The organism is Agrobacterium sp. GD03872, from assembly GCF_029840625.1.
Lineage (GTDB): Bacteria > Pseudomonadota > Alphaproteobacteria > Rhizobiales > Rhizobiaceae > Agrobacterium > Agrobacterium fabrum_A.
Genome location: NZ_JAOCCY010000001.1, coordinates 753,658 through 773,527, shown reverse-complemented (window position 1 = coordinate 773,527; position 19,870 = coordinate 753,658). Strand labels below are relative to the sequence as shown.

The window sequence follows — 19,870 nt, the reverse complement described above, 5'->3', positions numbered from 1 at the left end:
ATCGTCGAAAGGTATAGTTTTTTGAAGAATGAGTATAGGTTTTTTGACTTGGATACCCTATCCCTTTCCCAATGACGCTCCTGCCCCGCCCCCGCCTCTGCCGCCGCATCGCCAGCGAAACCGCGGGCGTGGTGTTTCTGCGCGCGCCGGCGGGCGCCGGAAAAAGCGTGCTGCTGGAGATGCTCGCAAAGGAACTGGGAACGCAGATATGCCGCACGCACCAGCCGCAAGGGGACGATGCGGCAAATGCCTGCCTGCTTTGGGATGTTCCGGTCTTTGCACGGGCGGTGCGCATGCCCGCCCCCATTCTGGAGTCGGTGCGTTTAGTCGTCATCGCCTGCCGGCCGGACCAGCGGATCAGCGGCATGGCGCGGCACATCCTGCATCGCGGTGCGGTCACCATCGGATCGGACGAACTGGCATTCAGGCAGAATGAGGCAGACGACCTTCCGCCCGAGCAAAAGCACCTGGCGCTTGAGGACTATGCGGGGTGGCCGGCCTTCCTGTCGCTCGCGCGCCTGCCGGATGAAACATTATGCGCCGACTATCTGCGGGAAAGCTATCTGCCGCATCTTTCCCCCGCCCAAACGGTCGAACTGTCCTTCTGGCTCGAAAATCCCTCCGCAGACCCCGATGCGGACTGGACCAGGCTTCTGCCGCCCTTTCTGACGGGAAAGCCCGAAAATCACCGCACGCTGATACGGCTTCTGACCGTCGCGGCAAAAGAACGCCTGACCACATTGCAGGCCGGCAGCGCCGTGGTGGAGGTCGCCTCGGCATTCGAAAAAGCGGGCCGTTCGCTGGCCGCCATGGCCATGCTGCTGGACCGCGGTTACGAGACCCATGCCGCGCAAATTCTTGAGCGCGCCGATGGCCGTGAGCTGATCTACAGGAGCAGCGTCGACCGGTTTCGCGACATCATCATGCGGTTCTCGCAGGATATGATCGCGGCAAATGAAACCGTGCTCTTTGCCGTCACCCGCGCGCTGCTGAAACAGGGCGAATTACAGCGTGTGCGCCATCTGCTCGGCAAAAGCCTCGGTTCGGATTATCTCGATCCGCTGAAGGTGCTTGCCCGTGGTTCGCGGTTTTCCTTCGCCGCCCGCACCTTCCGGCTGAACCTGATGATCGCCGAGGACCTGACGCCCAATGACGCTGTCATAACGCGGCTCAGCGAGTTCATGGCCGATTATCCGATGTACGATCACGGCAAATGGGCGTCCTATTATAATGCGCTGCTGGAATTCGAAATCCGCCGCCGCAATTTCCGCGAGGCGGAAGCGGCTGCCGCCCGCGCGCTTATCTATCTGCGCAAGATGGGCGGGCAGCCCCTGCTCGAATTCTTCATCCACCTGCACCAGATCGTGTTGCGGCTGATGAGCGGTGATGTGCTCCTGGCCCGCCGCGCAGCACAGGAGGCGCGCGCACGGCTGGAACAGGTGCCGCATGATGCGGTGCAGGAGTTCCGGATGTTGCGGCTGGCGGAAGCCTGCCTTGCCTATGAGGCTGGAAAACCGCGCGATCTCATGCATTTCGTCGAACATGAATTCGACCACTTCGCCGCTGCCGAGATATGGCCGAGCCTCATGCAGTTCGCCCTGTTTTACGCCTCGCAGGTGCTGATCGACCATTTTCCGATGACCGTTCGTACAGGCTTTCTCGATGGCCTGTGGATCCATCTTTCGGAGGGCCTGCAATTCCATGCGATGATGGAGATCAGAACGGCCATCGCTTATCAGAACGCCAACCGCTGGGCGGATGCCGCCGCGACGCTCTCGGCAATCCGCATGCCGATGGGCCGCAACTGGGTGGAAAGCGCCCACGAGGATCTTTCCCGGCTGACGCGACGCGATGAAATCGCCTATGTCATGGCCTGGCTGCGCGATGCCGTGCATCTTTTCACGCCGCGTGCCTATCTCTCCCGGCAGATTGACGCGATGATCGCCAATCCCAGGGTTACCCACCGCGAGAAGGTCGCGCTTCGAATCTGGCAGAGCTATGCGGCGCACCAGCGTCGCGACAATGCCGCCGCCCGCGCCCATATCCTCACCGCGCTTGAATCGGCGACGCGGCTTGGCTGCAACGGTGTCCTGTCGGAAGAACGTGTGTTCCTGTCACCGCTTCTCAACAATCGTCGCATCCGCGGTTTCATCGAGACCTCTTCCGATGTCCGCGCTGCACTGTCGATTTTCACCGCTTCGGTCAACTCGCCGCAGGCACGCGCCCTGCATGGCGGGCTCTCGCAGCGGGAAGCGCAGATGCTGCAGCTGCTCGCCAGCGGCATGTCCAACAAGAAGATCGCCCAGACGCTCAACATCTCGGAAGTGACGGTGAAATTTCACCTCGGCAACCTGTTCCGCAAGCTGGATTGCAAACGCCGCGCGGAGGCGATCCGCGCGGCGAAGGCATTGGGCTGGTTATAAGGCTCGGCACCCCTTGGCCGCCGGGGCCCTATTCCTCACGGAAGGCGCGGCTGATCTGGTCCGTCAGCGGTTTGGCGATATAGGACAGCGCCGTTCTTTCGCTGGTCTGGATGAAGGCCTCGGCAGGCATGCCCGGCACCAGCGGGGCATTGCTCAGTTTTTCCCGCTCGGAGACCGGCACGGAAATCCGCGCCAGATAATAGGAAAGGCCCGTGCGCTGATCGGTGGTGATGTCCGCCGCGATACGGCTGACATGGCCTTCCAGTTCCGGCGTGACGCGCTGATTGAAGGCGGTCATGCGCAGCATGGCCTTCTGCCCCACCTGAAGCTGGTCGATATCCTTCGGCACGATCTGCACCTCCAGCGCCAGTTCGTCGCCATCGGGCACGATCAGCATGATCGGATCGGCCGGCGTCACCACGCCACCGACCGTATGCACGGCCATTTCATGCACCATGCCGGATTGCGGCGCGATGATATCGATGCGCTTCAGCTCGTCTTCGGCGGCCACCTTGCGTTCGACGAACTCGCCCATCTGCGCCTGTATTTCCCGCAGCTCCCGCCCAACCTCGGTGCGCAACTCCTGATCGATCTGCAGTATCTGCAGCCTGGTTTCGGTGATGCGGCCGGCCGTCTGCGCCTGATAGGCGATTTTTTCACCACGCTCACCGCCGAAGGTCGCGGCCTGCGTCTGCAGGCTGTTCAGCCGCTGCACGGAAACGACGCCCTGTTCACGCAACGATTTCTGCGAGGTGATTTCGGCCTCCAGCACGGCAAGGCCGTTGTCATAGGCGACTTCCTGCGCCTTCAACCCTTCGATTTCATGTTCGAACTGGGTGATGCGCTCGGCAAGCTGCGCCTTGCGGCCCTCACGATAGGATTTGCGGAATTCGAACAGCTTGGTCTCGCTGCGCATGGCGGAGGCGACATCCACATCGTCCCTGCGCGCCACCAGCGTCTGCGGAAAGGCAAGTTCCGGCAGGTCGTCGCGTTCGGCCTCCAGCCTCGCCATGCGCGCATTCAACTCATCCAGGCGCTTGGTGACGATGGCGAGATTGGCGCGGGTCTGGGTTGCGTCAAGACGCATGACGACATCGCCCGCCTTCACCCTGTCGCCCTCATTGACAAGAATTTCGCCGACGACACCCCCACTCGGGTGCTGCACCTTCTTTGTGTAGGAATCCACCACCAGATGACCTGACGCGACCACCGCGCCGGCGAGATTGGTCGTCGCCGCCCAGCCACCGACACCGGCCAGCAGCGCAACGCCTGCGGCCAGGCCGGCAAAAAGATGTTTGCGGATGGAACGGGAAACATGGCCGCGCTGCTCAATGTTTGACATCCGTCTCTCCTTGCTGACCGTCCTCTTCCGCAACGACATCCAACGCCGCCTTGGGTTGTGCGTTGGCGACGACCCGCAACGGTGAGATCGTCTGGGCAGATGCGGCATATCCCTTGACCGCCTGTCCCTGAGGAACGCGCAGCACCTTCGACAGCACCTCGTCGCGCGGGCCGAAGGCCTTCATCCGTCCCTCCTCCATCATCAAGATAAAATCGACGGCGCCGATGGCGCTTGGCCGGTGGGCCACGACGACGGCAATGCCGCCGCGCGCCTTGACCGAAGAAATCGCCTTGACGACGGCGGCTTCGCCTTCCGCATCGAGATTGGCATTGGGCTCGTCCAGCACCACCAGGAAGGGATCGCCGTAAAGAGCGCGGGCAAGGCCGATGCGCTGGCGCTGCCCGGCGGAAAGCGCCGAACCCGCCTCGCCTATATCGCTGTCATACCCCTTTTCAAAACGCAGGATCAGCTCATGCGCACCGGCAGCCCGGGCCGCCGCGATGATGGCTTCGGGATCGGGGTCGTCCTCGAAACGGGAAATATTCTCGCCGATCGTGCCATCGAACAGTTCCACACCCTGCGGCAGATAACCGATATGGCGGCCGAGCGCCTCGCGATCCCATTGATCGAAGCTTGCGCCGTCGAGCCGTACCTTGCCGGCGGCCGGCATCCACGCGCCGGTAAGAATGCGCGAGAGCGTGGATTTGCCCGAACCGGAGGGGCCGATGACGCCAAGCGCATTGCCGGCGGTCACGACGAAACCGAGCCCGGCGACGGTCGGCTTTCTCTCGCCCGGCGGAACGATGGTGACGTTTTCGACGCGCAGCTCCTTTTCAGGCTTCGGCAGGGCCATGGCGGCGGCATTGGCTGGCATCTGCGCAAAAAGCTCCCTCAGCCGCGCCCAGCTTTGGCGGGCAGCAACGAAGGACTTCCAGTTGGAAATGGCGAGATCGACGGGCGCCAGGGCCCGGCCCATCATGATCGAACTGGCGATCATCACGCCGCCGGAGGCTTCCTGGTTGATAACGAGCCACGCCCCGACCGCGAGAATGGCCGATTGCAGCACGACCCGCAGGGATTTCGCGATATTGCCGAGACCGCCGGCCACATCTCCTGCCTTGCGATTGGCTGCGAGATAAGCCCCGTTGGAATTTTGCCAGCGTCTGCCGAGACGGCCGCCAAGCCCCATGGCCTGCACGACTTCGGCATTGCGGCGCGCAGCTTCCAGCTGCCGGTTGCGGGCCATGTTTTCCACCATGGTGTCGCGGATCGGCTTCTGCGAAAAGATGTTGGTCAGGATGGTGAGGGAAACGAGCAGCACCGCGCCGGCAAGCGCCGTCACGCCGATCCAGAAATGAAACAGAAAACATATGCCGAGATAAAGCGGCATCCAAGGCAGATCGAAAAAGGCGGTCGGCCCCGTGCCGGACAGAAAACCGCGTACATTGTCGAGATCGCGCAGCGGCTGCAGCCCGTCGCCCGGCATGCGGTTGACGAGCGGCAATCGCACCACCGCATCGTGCACCCTGCCGGAATGACGCATGTCGAAATCTTCGCCGATGCGGATCAGAACGCGGGCGCGGATGATATCGAGCAGGCACTGGAAGCCGTAGAGGCCAAGCGCCAGAACGGCGAGCCCGACCAGCGTCGGCAGGCTGCCGCTTGCCAGCACCCGGTCATAGACCTGCAGCATGAAGAGCGGCGATGTCAGCGCCAGTATGTTGACCACGCCGCTGACGAGCGCCACGCCGAGAAACGTGCTTTTAAGGGGCGAAACAACCGCCGCAGTGAGGGACTGCGGCGGCGTCTGCTGGTGGTTTTGAAAGCCCACAGCCTGATTTTCCTTTACGCGGCAAGCGCCGTTGCGCTGGCGAAAATGAAGTCCGATGCGTCGAGTACGCTGGAATTTACACCAACGAGAGTGATGCTGTCGCCACCAAAGGTGTTTTCAATGACAGCGTCGCCGTTGGCGTTGCTGCTGATGAAGACATCATCAATGTTTCCAACGCCCCAGGCGGAAACGTCGAGCTTATCCGTACCATCCTGATAACCGTAGGTTCCCGACGGTCCCGCAGTCACAACATCATTGCCGCCGGAGAATACAAAGGTGTCTGCGCCTGCAAAGCCCGTGAGAGTATCGGAGGCAGCCGTATCCCCGATCACTGTACCGGTAGCAGCAAAGTAATCATAAAAGCCGGCCAGCGAGCCGAAGCGGGCAAGCTGGTAAACCGCGAGATCGAGAAGATCGCGCGCACCGGCCAGCGAATAGGCGCTGTCGGGATCGATCAGCAGTTCCTGCTGGCTGACGGCGATGCCGCTGGTGGACTGGCTGTAGCCGGAGCCGAGAACGATGCTGTCGACCGAACCCGTCAGGTTGCCCTGAGAGTACTGCAGAGCACCGCTCATGACGATGCCCTTGCCGCCGTTGCTGCCGTCGCCCCACGCCTCATAGGTCGTGTTCGGATCGATGGTGGTGGTGGCGAGAGAGCTGGTCTGAGCGTCGTAAAATGCACCATAGGTCGAACCGAAACCGCTCGTCCAACCGTTGAGGTAACCGATCAGGTTGGAAGAAGACTGCGTCAGTTGAATTGTGGTAGCCATAGGTGTACTCCTTTGCTGGCCAATACAGATACCTTCGTCGTGTGACGAAGGCGTTTATCTCCGGGACGGGCTGCAACCCAGCCCGGAGAATTTCTTCCGCGCCTCAGAACTTCACGTTCATCGTCGCGATAAAGGTGCGGCCCGGCGCCGTATATGCGCTTGTGGCCGGGATATATTTGCGATCCGTCAGATTGTTGACGGCGAAGCGAAGCGTGGCCTTTTCATTGAAGGCGTAGGACCCGTAGAGATCCACCGTCGTATAGGGGTCGGTTACTTCGCGCAGATTGCCCTCGGTATCGAGCGTACGCGACTGTGTCGGCGTGACGTGATTGAGGCGCGCGCCGAGGGAGAGTTTTTCGTCGAAAAAGCGCAAGCCGCCGTCGAGCGTCAGCTTCACCTTGGGCGCGACATCGCCCGGCCAGGCAACAATTTCCCCGCTCGTCGTGGTCGTACCATTGGAGAAAACCTGCGTTTTGTCCGGCCATTCGGTCTTGAGCAACGTCGCTGAACCGCCGATCCAGAAGCTGCGGGCATCGTAATTGCCCTCGAATTCAAGCCCGCGCATATAGGTCGTGCCGTCGAGATTGACGAAGCTGGTATAGGTGCGGTCCGCAACCTGATCTGTGACAAGATAACCGAGAGCGATGTAGTCCTTCACTTCACGACGAAACGCGGCGATTTTTATGCGCACCGAATCTTGGTCCAGCAGCACACCGTCGAAACTCATGTTTGCACCGATTTCATAAGTCCTTGCCTTTTCGGCACGGAGGAACTCGTTCGGAGCATATTCGTAGCCAACGGAATCCCCGGGGCGCGCACCGGCGAAGAAAGCCTCGAGAATTGTAGGTGGGCGCAAGCTCTCCGAATAATTCACATATGGACGTAGCCAGTCGAACGGCTTGAGTTCTATCGTCGCGGAAGGCAACCATGCAGCGTAGGTGCGATCAACATCGACATCATAAGACGGATATATTGTCTCGTTTCTGGTTGTTCCGAGAATCCAGGCACCCTGAGCATACCAGCTCCCATTCACGATCTCTCCAGCGCTGGCGAGACGGTTGCATGCTGCCGCGATAGCCACAGGATTGGTCGTCGTTATTCCAAGGCAACGATTGTTCCAATTTGTGAAAACGGCGGGATTGTAAGCCTGTGCCCAGGCGCCATAGGTGGTGACAGCCCCGGCAAGACGGCTGGGAATCCCCACGGTCTGCGTCGTCTGATTATAGTAAGTTGCGGACCCCTTTAGGCGTGACCAGTCATAACGTACGCCGGCGCTTATCGTTATCCAGTCGGCAGGCTCAAGCTCTGCATTCAGAAAAGCACTCGCCACATCGCGTCGGCCAGCAGGACTGAAAGACGTGTAACTGCTGGCAAAGGCCGGGTTTTTCGCGATAGCGGCGCTCGTGGCAATAGATGAGGCGATATCCCGGAAAGCCTCGACACCGTAGTTTAAGCTCAGTGCACCCGCCTTGGTGTCAAAGCGACTGGTATTTTCCATGCTGCCGCCGAAACTGCGCAAGCCCATATCCAGATCGGTTTCAGAAGCATATGAGCGCGCCGACCGCAGCTCGTGCGTCATATTATCATTCAGCCACAAGGAGGATTTGAAGTCGATGAGCTCACTTTCCGGGTCCCAGCCGAATTTGGCCGTGACGCTGTCATTGCGCACGCTTTCCCGGTCGATCTGTTCGGCGGCCCCCTGAACGAAATCATTCTGCTGGTGCATCCACGACAGGGATGCCTGCACATCCCCGAAATCACCTTCACCCTTGAAAAAGGTCGACCAGCCATCCCGGCCGAGCAAATCCTTCATTGTCAGCGCTGTGCTTCGGGCCTCGCCTCTGGTTCCGATCTTATATTCGTCCATGATCGTGCGGCTATAACCGGCGACGAAGGACAAAGGACCGTCCGGTGAACGAATGGCGGCCAGAACCGAGCCCTGAAAATCATAACCGTTGGTGCCGCGGGAAATATTCACCTCGCCCCCCCCTGTTCTCTCCCTCCGCGATGAGGTCGGCGGCGCTTATCGTGCGGAATTCAACCTTACCACCCAGCGAACCGGCGTTACCGGAGGTGGCACTCGTCATTTTTTCGACCTCAACGGCGCGGATAAAGGCTGCGTCCACATAGGCCTGACCGTTATTGGCGGAATAAATCGAGGCACCGCCCGTGCTGAAACCACGCTGCGCATTCTGCCGCGCGCCATCGATGGAAACGACCACGCGGCCGCTTTCCTGCAAACCGCGCACATTGGGCGAAACGGTTGGGAAGCTGCCATTGCCCTCACCGGCATAAACACCGGAAACCCGGTTGAAAACATCACGCGTGTTGCGCACGCCGGCCGACTGGATCGCCTCACGACCGACGACGCTGACACTGGCGGGTGTTTCATAGACCCAGTCAGGGGTCCCCTGATAACCGGAGCCAGCAATGGAGTTGCGGCCGGTTTTGCCTGTCACGGTGATGGTTTCGAGAACCGTTGTCCCATCCGCCCCGGAAAGATCGACGGTCGATTCCCCCGCACCGATGATGACGGTTCTGCCGTTTCCGGCGATGCGGAAGTTGACGCCCGTTCCCGCCAGCAACCGCGACAGCGCCTCCCGCACCGTGAAACTGCCGGTGACGGCGTTGGTGCGCACATTGCCGGCCGATGGTGTGGCAAGCGTGACCTGCAGGCCGGATTGCCGACCGAAAGCCCCCACGACGGAAGACAGCGGCTGGGCCGGAATGTTGAACGGACGCCTCGTCTCCTGCTCGCCGCCTGAACGGCGGGAATTTACGGTGTCAGCCTCGACCTGGGCAAAAACGGGCGCTGCAAACGAAACGACGATCGCCGTCGTCGCCAGCAGCATGGCCATCCGCACCTGCTGTGCCGTTTTTTCCGCTGAACCGGTCTTGCATTTCTGGAGGCGCATATTGCTTGTGTCTTCCTGTCTTTCGCTCCGGAAATATCTTGACCGGATTACTCAACAAAAAGACGATTGCCTCGGCGATTTTTTTCAGGGCTTCGGAAGAAATTTTATAAATTACTGAAAATAAATATGATTTTTTGTTCCAAAATATTTCAGAAGCGGGTGATGATGCGAGCGCTGCGGCCAACCATATGCACCTTGCCCTTGTAGGGCTCCACCAGAGCTTCGAGCGCGCGGTCCGGATCCCGCAGATCGTAAAAACCCGTCACCCTCTGTTCGGCAAGCCGCTTGTCGGCCATGGTCAGCCATGCCGGATGGTATCGCTGGATCTGCTCCACGACCGAACCTATCGTGGCGTCGACCACATAGAGCTCGCCATTGCGCCAGCCGCCAATATCCTCGACGGAAACAGTCTCTTTGCGGATCGCGCCGGAAGCGTCGACAATCAGCATCTCGCCGGGCGCGAGCCGGGTTGGCGGTCCCTTGCGGAAGGACGCGTCCACAGAACCATGCGCCAGCGCAACCTGGGTCACACCATCCGTCAGATCGACATCAAAAGACGTGCCCAGCACCTGAACGGTGAGGTTTTTAGCCTCAACGACAAAGGGACGCGTCTGGTCTGGCACCACATCGAAAAAGGCTTCGCCCTTCAGCACCTTCACATTGCGGCGGCCATTCGTAAAATCGGTGGAAAGCGCGCTCGCCGCGGCAAGCTGCACCCGGCTGCCGTCCTCCAGCGTTATCGTGCGGCTTTCGGCGGTGCTGGTCTGATAGTCAGCCTCGAAACGCACGAGAAATGCCGGGACGAACAGTGCCGCAAGACAGAGGGAAGCCGCCGCCACCGCAGCGCCGGCATAATGCCGCATGGACCAGCGCCGCCGCGATGGCTTTGCCGCGGCCTTGGCCGGGAGATGTGGAGCGTCTTCCCAGAGATTCCTGAATTCCGGCTCGACCAGACCGAGGTTCCGCCACGTCTTGCATGTCCGCTCCCAGGCAAGACGGTTTCCCGGCGAGGCCGCCAGCCACCGCTCGAATTCAGCCTTCAGACGCGGTTCTGCCGCGCCCGACTGCAACCGCAGCAACCAGTCGGCCGCCTCTTCCGCTTTCCCTTCCGGCAGTTCAATTTTCTTATCTGGATCGAGGGTCATTGAACCGGGTCAGTTCCTTTGCGGGGGCGGAGGAGAAGCATCGTCTTCTGCATTGCTATAAAGACGTTTAACGACGGGATTTTTTTCACAAGCGGGACAATCGAGGTTAATTTACTTCATTTCTCTGGTAATCGCGGCAATGCCGCCCTTGATAAGCCGGTGTGCGCTGGCCACGGACACGCCGAGATGACGGGCGATCTCCTCCATATTGTAACCCCCGAATCTGTGCATTTCCAATGCCACCCGCGCCTGAACCGGCAGCCCGGCCAAAATAGTCCGCATCTGCCGGACTTCATCGCAGAACAGGGCATGTTCCTCCGGCGTGCCATTATCCTGCGGCACGCCCCAGAACGGCGTATCGTCCGGCCGCTCCCGGAGGTCCTGGCGGCTGCGCCTGATATTGTCGAGCGCGAGATTGCGCACAATGCGGAAGAGATAGGATTTGACATTGGAAGGATTGCCGGAGGCCTCGGGAACGAATTTCAGGAACGCCTCCTGAACCACGTCCTCCGCATCCGCCCGCGACCCCAGAATGAGGGTGGCGTATTTGATCAGGTCGACCCTATGCGCGACGTAAGCGTTATAACGCTTGTCATCTTCCCGTATGCCCATGTCTCAACCGAGAGAAATTTCAAGGATCGACGAAACCTGCCGCCCCCCGAATGGCCGCACAATTTTGCCGCCCAAAGCTCTAGCATCCAAACCGCAGATCGAACAGGTATTTCATGATTATTATTATCAAGAATTTGTGCGCGCTGTCATTCATAAAGACAGCCGTGCGTGACAGGCGTACGACCGTGGCAAGCGGACCCGGTAACGAATGCGGCCGGGTCTTGCCTGTCAGATGGCCCCGTCGACGATGACCATCGGCCTGCCCTGCGAACAGGGCTCGATACGCGCATCGATGCGATAGATATCGCGCAGCATCTCCGGCGTTATCACCGCCTCGGTATTGCCGCTCACCACCATTTCGCCGCGCGCAATCACCATCGTATTGGCGCAATAACGAAGCGCGTGGTTGAGATCATGCAGGGCGATCAGCACGATCATGCCTGTCTTCTGCGCCAGATCGGTGACGAAACCCAGAACCTCGATCTGCCGGTGAAGATCGAGCGCGGAGGTCGGCTCGTCCATCAACAGCACTTCCGGCTTGCGAGCGAGCGCCTGCGCCAGCGACACGAGCTGCCGCTGGCCACCCGACAATTCGCCAAGTCCGCGGAAAGCCAGCTCCTGTATTTTCAGCGCCTTGAGAATGGCGTCGATCTCGAACAGTTCATCGTCCCGAACCCGCCAGCCGCCGCCCTGCTTGGCGGAAAGCAGCACGGATTCATAGACGGTCAGCACGGCGTTGGCGCCCGTATCCTGCGGCATATAGCAGATGGCGCGGTCGCCTCGGGCCGTATCGGAGAGCTCAACCAGTCCCGGACCGGAAATCAGGCTGGCGATGCGTTTGAAAAGCGTGGACTTGCCGGCGGCATTGGGACCGATCACGGCCGTAACGCTGCCGCTCTCCAGCGTATCGATGCCGACCTTGGAGAGAACCGTGGTGCGCCCATAGGCGGCGCCGACATCTTTCAGTGCGAGCGCTACCATGCACGTCTCCTGTTGCCGAAAATGAGCGCGAAGAAGAACGGAACGCCGACAAGCGCCGTGATGACGCCGATCGGCAGGACAGCGCCGGGAATGAGAACCTTGCTGATGACCGAGGTTGCCGACAGCAGCAGCGCACCGCAGATCACCGAACCGGGCAGGAAGAAACGCTGGTCCTCACCCACCACCATGCGGGCGATGTGCGGACCGACCAGCCCGACGAAACCGATTGTGCCGACAAAGGAAACCGGAATGGCCGCCAGCAGGCTGACCGTCAGCATGGTCGTCAACCGCAGCCGCCGGACATTAATGCCCATGCTGGCCGCCTTGTCATCGCCGAGCCTCAGCGCCGTCAGCGCCCAGGCATTGCGCATGAACAGCGGCACGGTGACGAGGAGGATGGCGGCGGTGATATAGACCTTGTCCCAGGTCGCCTTCGTCAGGCTGCCCATTGTCCAGAAAACCACGGCGGCGAGCGCCTGTTCGGAGGCCAGATATTCGAGCAGCGACAACGCCGCATTGAAGGTGAACACCAGCGCGATGCCGAGCAGCACGATGGTTTCGACCGTCACCCCGCGAAGCGTCGAGGCGAAATGGATGAACAGAGCCGCGACCATGGCCATGATGAAGGCGTTGATCGGCACCATGTAATGCACGGCGCCCGGAAAGATCGCCACGCCGCCAACCAGCGCCAGCGCCGCACCGAAGCTTGCCGCCGCCGAAATGCCGAGCGTGAAGGGGCTGGCGAGTGGATTCGACAGGATGGTCTGCATCTGCGCACCTGCAACCGAAAGCGACGCTCCGACGGTCACCGCCATCAGCGCGATCGGCATGCGAATATCCCAGATCACCACCCGAAGCTGGTTTCCGACGGCGGCCGGATCGGCAATCGTCGCCAGAACCTCGGAGAGCGTATAGCGCGCCGGGCCGAGCGCCATGTCGGCGGCCATGCTGAAACACAGCGCGATAAAAAGCCCGAAGAGGATGATTATCCTGCGCGCGGCAAGGGCGCGATATTGATCGCGCCCACTGATGCCAACCGCGCTTTCATTCAGCGAACTCATTGGTTCAAACCTTTTTCGAGCGAGGCGAAATAACCCGGCTTGTAGGTGACGGGGAGGAATTTGCGGTGAAATTCCTCGAAATTCTTTTCCGGATCGAGATCGGCGAAGAGATCGGGATGGAACCACTTGGCGAATTGCTGGATCGGGAAGAATTCGTAGGGGGCGCCATAAAACTGGTGCCAGACGGCATGGACATTACCTTCCTTCACGGCCTTCAGTTCTGGAAACGGCGTGCGCTTCATCAGATTGGCCAGCCGCTCACGCGAGAGAGCCATATCCGCCCCGCGCCCGACCGGAACGAACTGGTTGATGTCGGATTCGGCAGCCCAGTTGGAACCGGTGACGATGACGTGGTCCGGATCGGCAACAACGAGCTGTTCGGGATTGAGATCGCCGAAAGTCGTCTTGATGATGCCGTCGGCAATATTGCGGCCGCCGGCCAGATCAACCATCGCACCGAAATTGGCCGACCCAAAGGTGCGGCAGCAGTTATTTTCGCCGGAAATGCCGGGAGAGCGCTCGATGAAGACGTTAGGACGTTTCAGATCCTTGGCGCTGGCGATCCGGTCGGTCACGCGTGCGATTTCGGCGCGGCGATAAGCGATGAATTCCCCGACCCGCTCTTCGGCGCCGAACAGCTTTCCGAGAATTTCGATCGAGGCTTCGCTGTTCTTTTCAGGGTCGATACGGAAGTCGAGATAGACGATCTTGATGCCGGCGGCCGCGGCCTTCTCTTCGAAACCGCTTTCCTTGGCGGTTTTTTCCGTTTCCAGGTTGAGGGTGATGACATCGGGCGAAAGGGTGATCGCCGTTTCGAGACTGAAGTCGCCCTGCGGCAGATAACCGAACCGCGGCAGTTTTTCGATCTGCGGAAAACGCTCGGCATAGGCCGCGTAGCTGTCAGGGTCCTTCTTAAGGAGGTCGTCACGCCAGCCGACGATATTTTCGAAGGTCTGGTCGCCCCTGAGTGCCGCTATAACGTGGATCTGGCGTGCCTCGCCGACGATGACGCGCCTGGCCGGCAGGTCCAGCTCGACCTTGCGTCCGGTGACGTCGGTAATCTCTGCCGCCAAAACGGGCACGGCGAGAAGCGAGAAAGCCAGCACCGCAAGATGCCTGAGGGCGTTGAGCCGCATGAGAAGTCCCCTTGTTCCAGAAGAAAGCGACAAAGCCGCATGGCTGCGGCTTCATCCATGGATCAGACGGCGCTCCTCTTCACCGTCCCTGTATTACCTGGCGTCCTTCAGCGAAACGAAGTAGCCGGGCTTGTAATCGAGCGGCAGGAAGCGGGCATGCAGTTCCTTGAAGGTCGCCTCGGGGTCGAGATCCCTAAAGAGGTCCGGATGCAGCCACTTGGCGATTTCCTGAACGGCCACGAACTGATAGGGATTGTTATAGAACTGATGCCAGATGGCGTGGACGTTGCCGTCCTTCACCGCCTGCACACCGGTGAAAGCCGGGCGCTTGGTCAGGTTTTCAAGCTTGCGACGGGCTTCCTTGAGATCGGCGCCATAACCGACGCCGACCCAGTTGCCGCCCGGAACATAACCGTCCCAGTTGCCGCCGGTGACGATGATCTGCTCCGGATTGGAGGCGATGATCTGTTCCGGATTGACGGTACCGAAGGTGCCGGGAATGATGTCCTTGGCCATGTTGACGCCGCCGGCAAGCTCCACCATCTTGCCGAAATTCTCGTTGCCGAAGGACATGCAGCAATCGTCGGAGTAACCGCCGGCGCGCTCGATGAACACGACAGGCTTCTTCGGACTGGCCTTTTCCAGCGTATCAGTAACCTTGGCGATGGCATCGGCGCGGAACTTGATGAAGTCCTCGGCGATCTTTTCCTTGCCCGTTAGCTGGCCCATGAGGCGCATGCTCGGCTCGGTGTTTTCCATCGGCTTTTCACGAAAATCGACATAAACCAGCGGAATGCCGACCTTGGCGAGCTTTTCGATATAGCCCGCTTCTTCGGTCGCCGTCTTGGCGTCGATATTCATCAGGATCACGTCAGGCTTCAGCGCGACAGCCTGCTCAATGTCGAAGGTACCGTCCTTCATGCCGCCGAAAGTCGGCAGCTTGGCGATATCAGGATATTTGGCGAGATAGGCCGCGTAGGTTTCCGGATCGGCTTTCGCCAGATCGTCACGCCAGCCGACCACATGCTGGAAAGGGTTTTCCTTGTCGAGCGCAGCGAGGAAATAAATCTGGCGACCTTCACCGAGAATGACATGCGATACGGGCACATTCACCTCGACATCGCGGCCCGTCACATCCTTGACGGTGACCTTTTCGGCGAATGCCGGCCAGGCGGCGGATACGAGAAAGCCAAGGGCAAATGCTGCAGATTTGGCTGAGATGCGCATCGGATATTGCTCTCCAGTGTTGACTGGCGCGGCTGTATTATTTTCTGACTATACTAGTCAAGATTTATGTTTTAGAGCCATTCTTAACTGACCGGTACATGAGTTGAAGACCGATGAACGACACTATCCCATATGGCAAAAACGACAGTCTGAGAGAGGAAATCAAATCCTACTGGTCCAGCCGCGCCGCGACTTTCGACCTTTTCCCCGGACATGAAATCTTCTCCGAAGACGAGCGCGAGGCCTGGCACGCCCTGATCTTGAAGCACCTCGGCGCCGGCGAGGGCCGCAGGGCGCTTGATCTCGCCAGCGGTACCGGCGTCATCTCGCACCTGATGGACGATCTCGGTTTTCAGGTCACCGGTATGGACTGGTCTGAGACAATGCTGGCGCTTGCCCGGGAGAAGGCGAAAAGCCGTTGCCGCAGCATCCGCTTTTTTGTCGGCGACGCCGAAAACACGATGGAGCCGGATGAAAGCGCCGATGTCATCATCACCCGTCATCTGGTCTGGACGCTTGTGGACCCGCAGGCAAGCTTTGCCGAATGGTTCCGTGTTCTCAAACCCGGCGGACGGCTTCTGATCGTCGACGGCGATTTCGTGAATACCGGCTGGCGCGAAAAACTGGTGAAGAAACTGGCGGCCAGTCTCGAAAACCTCGGCCTTGTCAAACCGGACCAGCCGCACAAGCCGGCGGACCCGGAAAACACCTTCAACAGCATTCTTTCACGCGTCTATTTTTCGAAGGGCGCAAGGGCCGGCGATGTCGCGGCGCTGTTGCGTGCGACCGGCTTCGAACCTGTCGCAATCGATCAGGAGCTTCAGGCCGTTCACCGCGCCCAGGCGAAAAATTTCGGCCTGCTGAAAGGCATCCTGCGCGGGCTGCAGCATCGTTATGCCGTGTGCGCGGTGAAGCCGGGTGTTTCCGCAAAGGGGTGAGGCGGTATCCCTTTATTTTTCCGCCTGCTCGAAGAGGTCCTCGAACCTTGGCTTCGCCCGACCGGGCACGTCCACCGTCCTGTAGCTCTGCGGCAGGGTGGCCTCGCCGACCTTGATCAGCATGACCATGCCCATGCCGTAATGCGGCGAGCATTTGATGCCGTAAAAGCCCGACTTTTCAAAGCCGGTCTCGAACTCGTCATTGATCCGGCTTTTGAACCCCTCGACACCTTCCGGGATCATGCCATCGATGGTCGCGGCATTGTGGCTCTTGTGGGTGGGCACAAAGCGCACGCGGTCGCCGGGCGCAATTTCGAGAAAATCGGGTTCGAATACCATCGGGCCTTTTTCGCCCCGGTTCAGCATTTTTACCTCGAAGGTCTCGGCTGAAGCCTGAAGCGGAAAGCCCGTGAACGCCACGGCAATGACGACAGTGGCGCAAAACAGTCTGGTCTTTGCAGCGGCGTTTGCGAGCTCCGTCAATGTCATCATCGTGCCAGTACTTTCCTTGCATGCCCGGCCCGCCCGTGGGCCGGCAGAAAACGAATATGAGAAAAGCCGCCCTCATCCGTGGTGACGACGCATTCCACCCCGAAGACGGCGGCTATTCTCGCCGGTGTCAGAACCTCCCGCGGCGGACCGACCGCGATCATCTCGCCCCGATGCATGATGGCGACGCGATCGCAGAACATGGCGGCGTGATTGAGATCGTGCAGCGCCGCCACAACGGTCAGGCCCTGCCGGCGCACCAGATCGAGCAGGCCGATCTGATGACCGATATCGAGGTGATTGGTCGGCTCGTCCAGGAGCAGGATATGCGGCTCCTGCGCCAATGCGCGGGCAATATGCAGCCGCTGGCGTTCGCCACCGGAAAGATGGTGCCAGTTGCGCTCCGCCTTGTCGGCCATGTCGACATTGGCAAGTGCTGCATCAACAATGGCGTCATCCTCCTGCGACCAGGCGGAAAGCGGCCCGAGATAGGGCGTGCGCCCAAGCTCCACCGCCTGTCGTGCTGTGATGCGCTCGGTGGTTTCGGCCTGCTGCTCCACGAAGGCGAGCCGGCGGGCAAGGTCTCGCCGTCCCAATGAGGCAAGCGGCTCACCCCCGAGCGTAACCTGCCCCCGGCGCGGCTTGCGAATGCCTGCCAGCATGGAGAGCAGCGTGCTTTTGCCGGAACCGTTCGGTCCGATGACGCCAAGAAACTCACCCGAACCGACATCGAGTGAAACGCCGCGCACGATATCGACATTGCCGGCGTGAAAATGCAGGTCGTGGGCGGATAATTTCATGAACGCCCCCTCTTCTGACCGAGAATGAAGGCAAAGGCGGGCGCACCGACGAGGGCCGTGATGACGCCGATGGGCAGCACCTGTCCCGGAATGACGATGCGCGAGAGAATATCCGCGACGATCATGAAAACCGCGCCGGTTAGCGCCGTTACCGGCAGCAAGATGCCGTGGCGAACGCCGACGAAGATACGCGCGGCATGCGGAATGACGAGGCCCACGAAGCCAATGGAGCCGACCAGCGACACCATTGCAGCCGTCATGATCGCCGAAACGGAGATCAGCGCGGCATAGACCCAGCGTACCGGAATGCCGAGCGAGGCAGCGGCCTGACCGCCGAAGGCGAAGGCATCGAGCGCCCGGGCATACCAGAGGCATACGGCAAGTCCTGCGAGGCTGACCGGCAGCGCCAGCCAGACATCCGGCCAGCGCACGCCCGAGAGGTTGCCCAGCAGCCAGAACATGATGCCGCGCGCCTGTTCAGCATTGGCGGATTTAGTGACGATGAAAGAGGTCATGGCGTTGAACAGCTGTGAGCCGGCCACCCCCGCCAGAATGATGGCGCTGTTGCCGTGTCCCGCCCGCACGGCCAGAAGACTGACCAGCGAAAACGCAACAAAAGCGCCGATAAGCGCACCGGCGGGCATCGTCAGGAACCCCGCGCCGAAACCCAGAAGCGCAACAGCGACGGCGCCAGTGGAGGCGCCGGCGGAAATGCCGAGAATATAAGGATCGGCGAGCGGATTGCGCAGCAGCGATTGCAGCACCGCGCCAGCGAGCGCCAGCGAAGCACCGCAACAGGCCGCAACGACCGCACGGCTGAGACGGTAACTCCAGACGATACCCTCATCCAGCGGCTCCAGCGGATAACCGGCATGGAAGACACGGTTGGCGATGGTTTTCGCCACGACATCGAAAGGAATGGCGGTCTCGCCGATGGCCGCCCCGGCCATCAGCGCGACGAGCAGCAGGGCGAGCGCGGCAAGAGCCAGCCCCGCCCTGCCGAGATGGACGGAGAGACCGTTCACTTGGCGAGACCGGCAGCCGAAATCGCTTCAGCCAGCGTTTCGATGCCTTCAATGGTGCGGATGGTGGGGTTCATCGCCTGCGCATCCATTTCGAACACACGACCTTCCTTGACGGCAGGCATGATGCTGGCCACGGGATCGGTGGCGAGGAACTTCAGCTTGACGGCGACATCATCCGCGGGGAAACGACGGCGATCCATCTTGCCGGCGACGATGATGGACGGATTGGCCTTGGCGATGGTTTCCCAGCCGACGGTCGGCCATTCTTCATCGCTTTCGATGACATTCTTCAGCCCCAGCGCGGACATGATGTAACCGGGCGCGCCGTTGCGGCCGGCCACATAGGGATCGATATCCAGCTCGGCGCTCGAGAACCAGAAGACGGCCGAAAGCTTGCCGTTGGCGGAGGCGATCTTGGCGCGGGCGGCATCTTCACGCTTCTTCAGGTCGGCAACGACCTCTTCACCGCGATCCTGCACGTTGAAGATTTTGGCGAGATCGCGAATTTCCTGATAGATCAGTTCCATGGTGAAACCGGTGTTGCGCACGCCGTCGCCGCCGCCGGAATTGTCCTTGCCCATGCAATCGGCGGGCGAGGTATAGACGGGAATGCCGAGTTCGGCAAATTGCGCCGGCGTTCCGACAACGCCTTCGGGGCCGATCTGCCACTGGAACTGCGTCGTCACGAGGTCGGGTCTCTTGCCGACGACCGCCTCGAAGCTCGGATCGTTATCGGCCAGTCGCTCGACCCTGGCATTGGCTTCCTCGTAACCCTTCAGAACCGGGCCGATCCACAGCGCGGTGCCGACCACCTTGTCGGCGAGGCCGAGCAGGTAAAGAACCTCGGTCGTGCTCTGGCCGACGGACACGGTGCGGGCGGGTGCCTGCTTGAAGGTGATCTCCTGACCGCAGCTGTTGATCGTCAGGGGATAGGTGGTTTCGGCAGCGTAAGCGTTGGCAACAGGCAAAACCGCAAGCGCGGCGGCCAGAAAACCGGCATGGGCCGGCAGGCGTCTAGAATGAAACATGTGTTCTCCAGTCGAAAGTAAAACTTATTCCAGAGCAGCAGGCGTCAGAACGCGCAGCAACAGCGGGACGTCTTGTACGGAGAACGGGCATAGGACGCAAACGAAATGTTATGAAATAACATTACAATCTCCTCCTCCGGGCTTCCC

The 19,870-nt window shown here is 60.4% G+C and carries 16 protein-coding genes and 1 pseudogene; 2 read left to right on the top strand and 15 right to left on the bottom strand.

What is annotated here, in order from left to right; translation table 11 throughout:
• Positions 1-71 precede the first annotated feature (71 nt).
• A complete protein-coding gene (locus N5D22_RS03740) occupies positions 72-2,423 on the top strand; it encodes a LuxR C-terminal-related transcriptional regulator (protein ID WP_279655892.1) in 2,352 nt (783 codons plus the stop codon).
• Positions 2,424-2,451: 28 nt separating this feature from the next.
• Here the strand turns inward: N5D22_RS03740 and N5D22_RS03735 are convergent, their stop codons facing one another.
• From N5D22_RS03735 to N5D22_RS03685, 11 genes and pseudogenes are all read right to left on the bottom strand, one after another.
• Entirely contained in the window at positions 2,452-3,765 is a 1,314-nt protein-coding gene (locus N5D22_RS03735; RefSeq protein WP_279655893.1) for an HlyD family type I secretion periplasmic adaptor subunit, read from the bottom strand.
• Complete coding sequence (locus tag N5D22_RS03730) at positions 3,752-5,596, bottom strand: type I secretion system permease/ATPase (protein ID WP_279655894.1); 1,845 nt, start codon at positions 5,594-5,596, stop codon at positions 3,752-3,754. The genes N5D22_RS03735 and N5D22_RS03730 overlap by 14 nt, the downstream gene beginning before the upstream one ends.
• A 14-nt stretch (positions 5,597-5,610) precedes the next feature.
• Complete coding sequence (locus N5D22_RS03725) at positions 5,611-6,366, bottom strand: hypothetical protein (protein WP_279655895.1); 756 nt, start codon at positions 6,364-6,366, stop codon at positions 5,611-5,613.
• A 103-nt stretch (positions 6,367-6,469) separates the two neighbouring features.
• A pseudogene (locus N5D22_RS03720) lies at positions 6,470-9,224 on the bottom strand (TonB-dependent receptor).
• Positions 9,151-9,465, bottom strand: a complete 315-nt coding sequence (locus tag N5D22_RS03715; protein WP_279655896.1) for a hypothetical protein — start codon at positions 9,463-9,465, stop codon at positions 9,151-9,153. The pseudogene N5D22_RS03720 and the gene N5D22_RS03715 overlap by 74 nt, the downstream one beginning before the upstream one ends.
• Positions 9,431-10,426: a FecR family protein gene (locus N5D22_RS03710; protein WP_279655897.1), complete on the bottom strand. Its 996-nt coding sequence runs from the start codon at positions 10,424-10,426 to the stop codon at positions 9,431-9,433. The genes N5D22_RS03715 and N5D22_RS03710 overlap by 35 nt, the downstream gene beginning before the upstream one ends.
• A 111-nt stretch (positions 10,427-10,537) precedes the next feature.
• Positions 10,538-11,038, bottom strand: coding sequence for an RNA polymerase sigma factor (locus N5D22_RS03705; RefSeq protein WP_279655898.1), 501 nt, complete (start codon positions 11,036-11,038; stop codon positions 10,538-10,540).
• Positions 11,039-11,266: 228 nt separating this feature from the next.
• The gene (locus tag N5D22_RS03700) at positions 11,267-12,019 is read right to left on the bottom strand and encodes an ABC transporter ATP-binding protein (protein ID WP_279655899.1); all 753 of its coding nucleotides are present in this window, start codon (positions 12,017-12,019) and stop codon (positions 11,267-11,269) included.
• A complete protein-coding gene (locus N5D22_RS03695) occupies positions 12,013-13,080 on the bottom strand; it encodes an iron ABC transporter permease (protein WP_279655900.1) in 1,068 nt (355 codons plus the stop codon). Before N5D22_RS03695 ends, N5D22_RS03700 begins: the two co-directional genes overlap by 7 nt.
• Positions 13,077-14,216 (bottom strand): ABC transporter substrate-binding protein, encoded by a 1,140-nt coding sequence (locus N5D22_RS03690; protein ID WP_279655901.1) that lies wholly within the window; start codon positions 14,214-14,216, stop codon positions 13,077-13,079. The genes N5D22_RS03695 and N5D22_RS03690 overlap by 4 nt, the downstream gene beginning before the upstream one ends.
• A gap of 93 nt (positions 14,217-14,309) precedes the next feature.
• Complete coding sequence (locus N5D22_RS03685; RefSeq protein ID WP_279655902.1) at positions 14,310-15,443, bottom strand: ABC transporter substrate-binding protein; 1,134 nt, start codon at positions 15,441-15,443, stop codon at positions 14,310-14,312.
• Between the two features lie 113 nt (positions 15,444-15,556).
• On the opposite strand from N5D22_RS03685, the gene N5D22_RS03680 reads away from it, so the two are divergent.
• Positions 15,557-16,381: a methyltransferase domain-containing protein gene (locus N5D22_RS03680; protein WP_279655903.1), complete on the top strand. Its 825-nt coding sequence runs from the start codon at positions 15,557-15,559 to the stop codon at positions 16,379-16,381.
• Positions 16,382-16,393: 12 nt separating this feature from the next.
• Here N5D22_RS03680 and N5D22_RS03675 read toward each other — a convergent pair whose 3' ends face one another.
• Genes N5D22_RS03675 through N5D22_RS03660 form a run of 4 tightly spaced genes read right to left on the bottom strand, consistent with a single transcriptional unit; the run spans position 16,394 to position 19,723 of the window.
• A complete protein-coding gene (locus N5D22_RS03675) occupies positions 16,394-16,873 on the bottom strand; it encodes a pseudoazurin (RefSeq protein ID WP_279655904.1) in 480 nt (159 codons plus the stop codon).
• Complete coding sequence (locus N5D22_RS03670) at positions 16,870-17,670, bottom strand: ABC transporter ATP-binding protein (protein WP_279655905.1); 801 nt, start codon at positions 17,668-17,670, stop codon at positions 16,870-16,872. The genes N5D22_RS03675 and N5D22_RS03670 overlap by 4 nt, the downstream gene beginning before the upstream one ends.
• Positions 17,667-18,695: an iron ABC transporter permease gene (locus N5D22_RS03665; RefSeq protein ID WP_279655906.1), complete on the bottom strand. Its 1,029-nt coding sequence runs from the start codon at positions 18,693-18,695 to the stop codon at positions 17,667-17,669. The genes N5D22_RS03670 and N5D22_RS03665 overlap by 4 nt, the downstream gene beginning before the upstream one ends.
• Positions 18,692-19,723, bottom strand: coding sequence for an ABC transporter substrate-binding protein (locus N5D22_RS03660; RefSeq protein WP_279655907.1), 1,032 nt, complete (start codon positions 19,721-19,723; stop codon positions 18,692-18,694). The genes N5D22_RS03665 and N5D22_RS03660 overlap by 4 nt, the downstream gene beginning before the upstream one ends.
• Between the last annotated feature and the right edge of the window lie 147 nt (positions 19,724-19,870).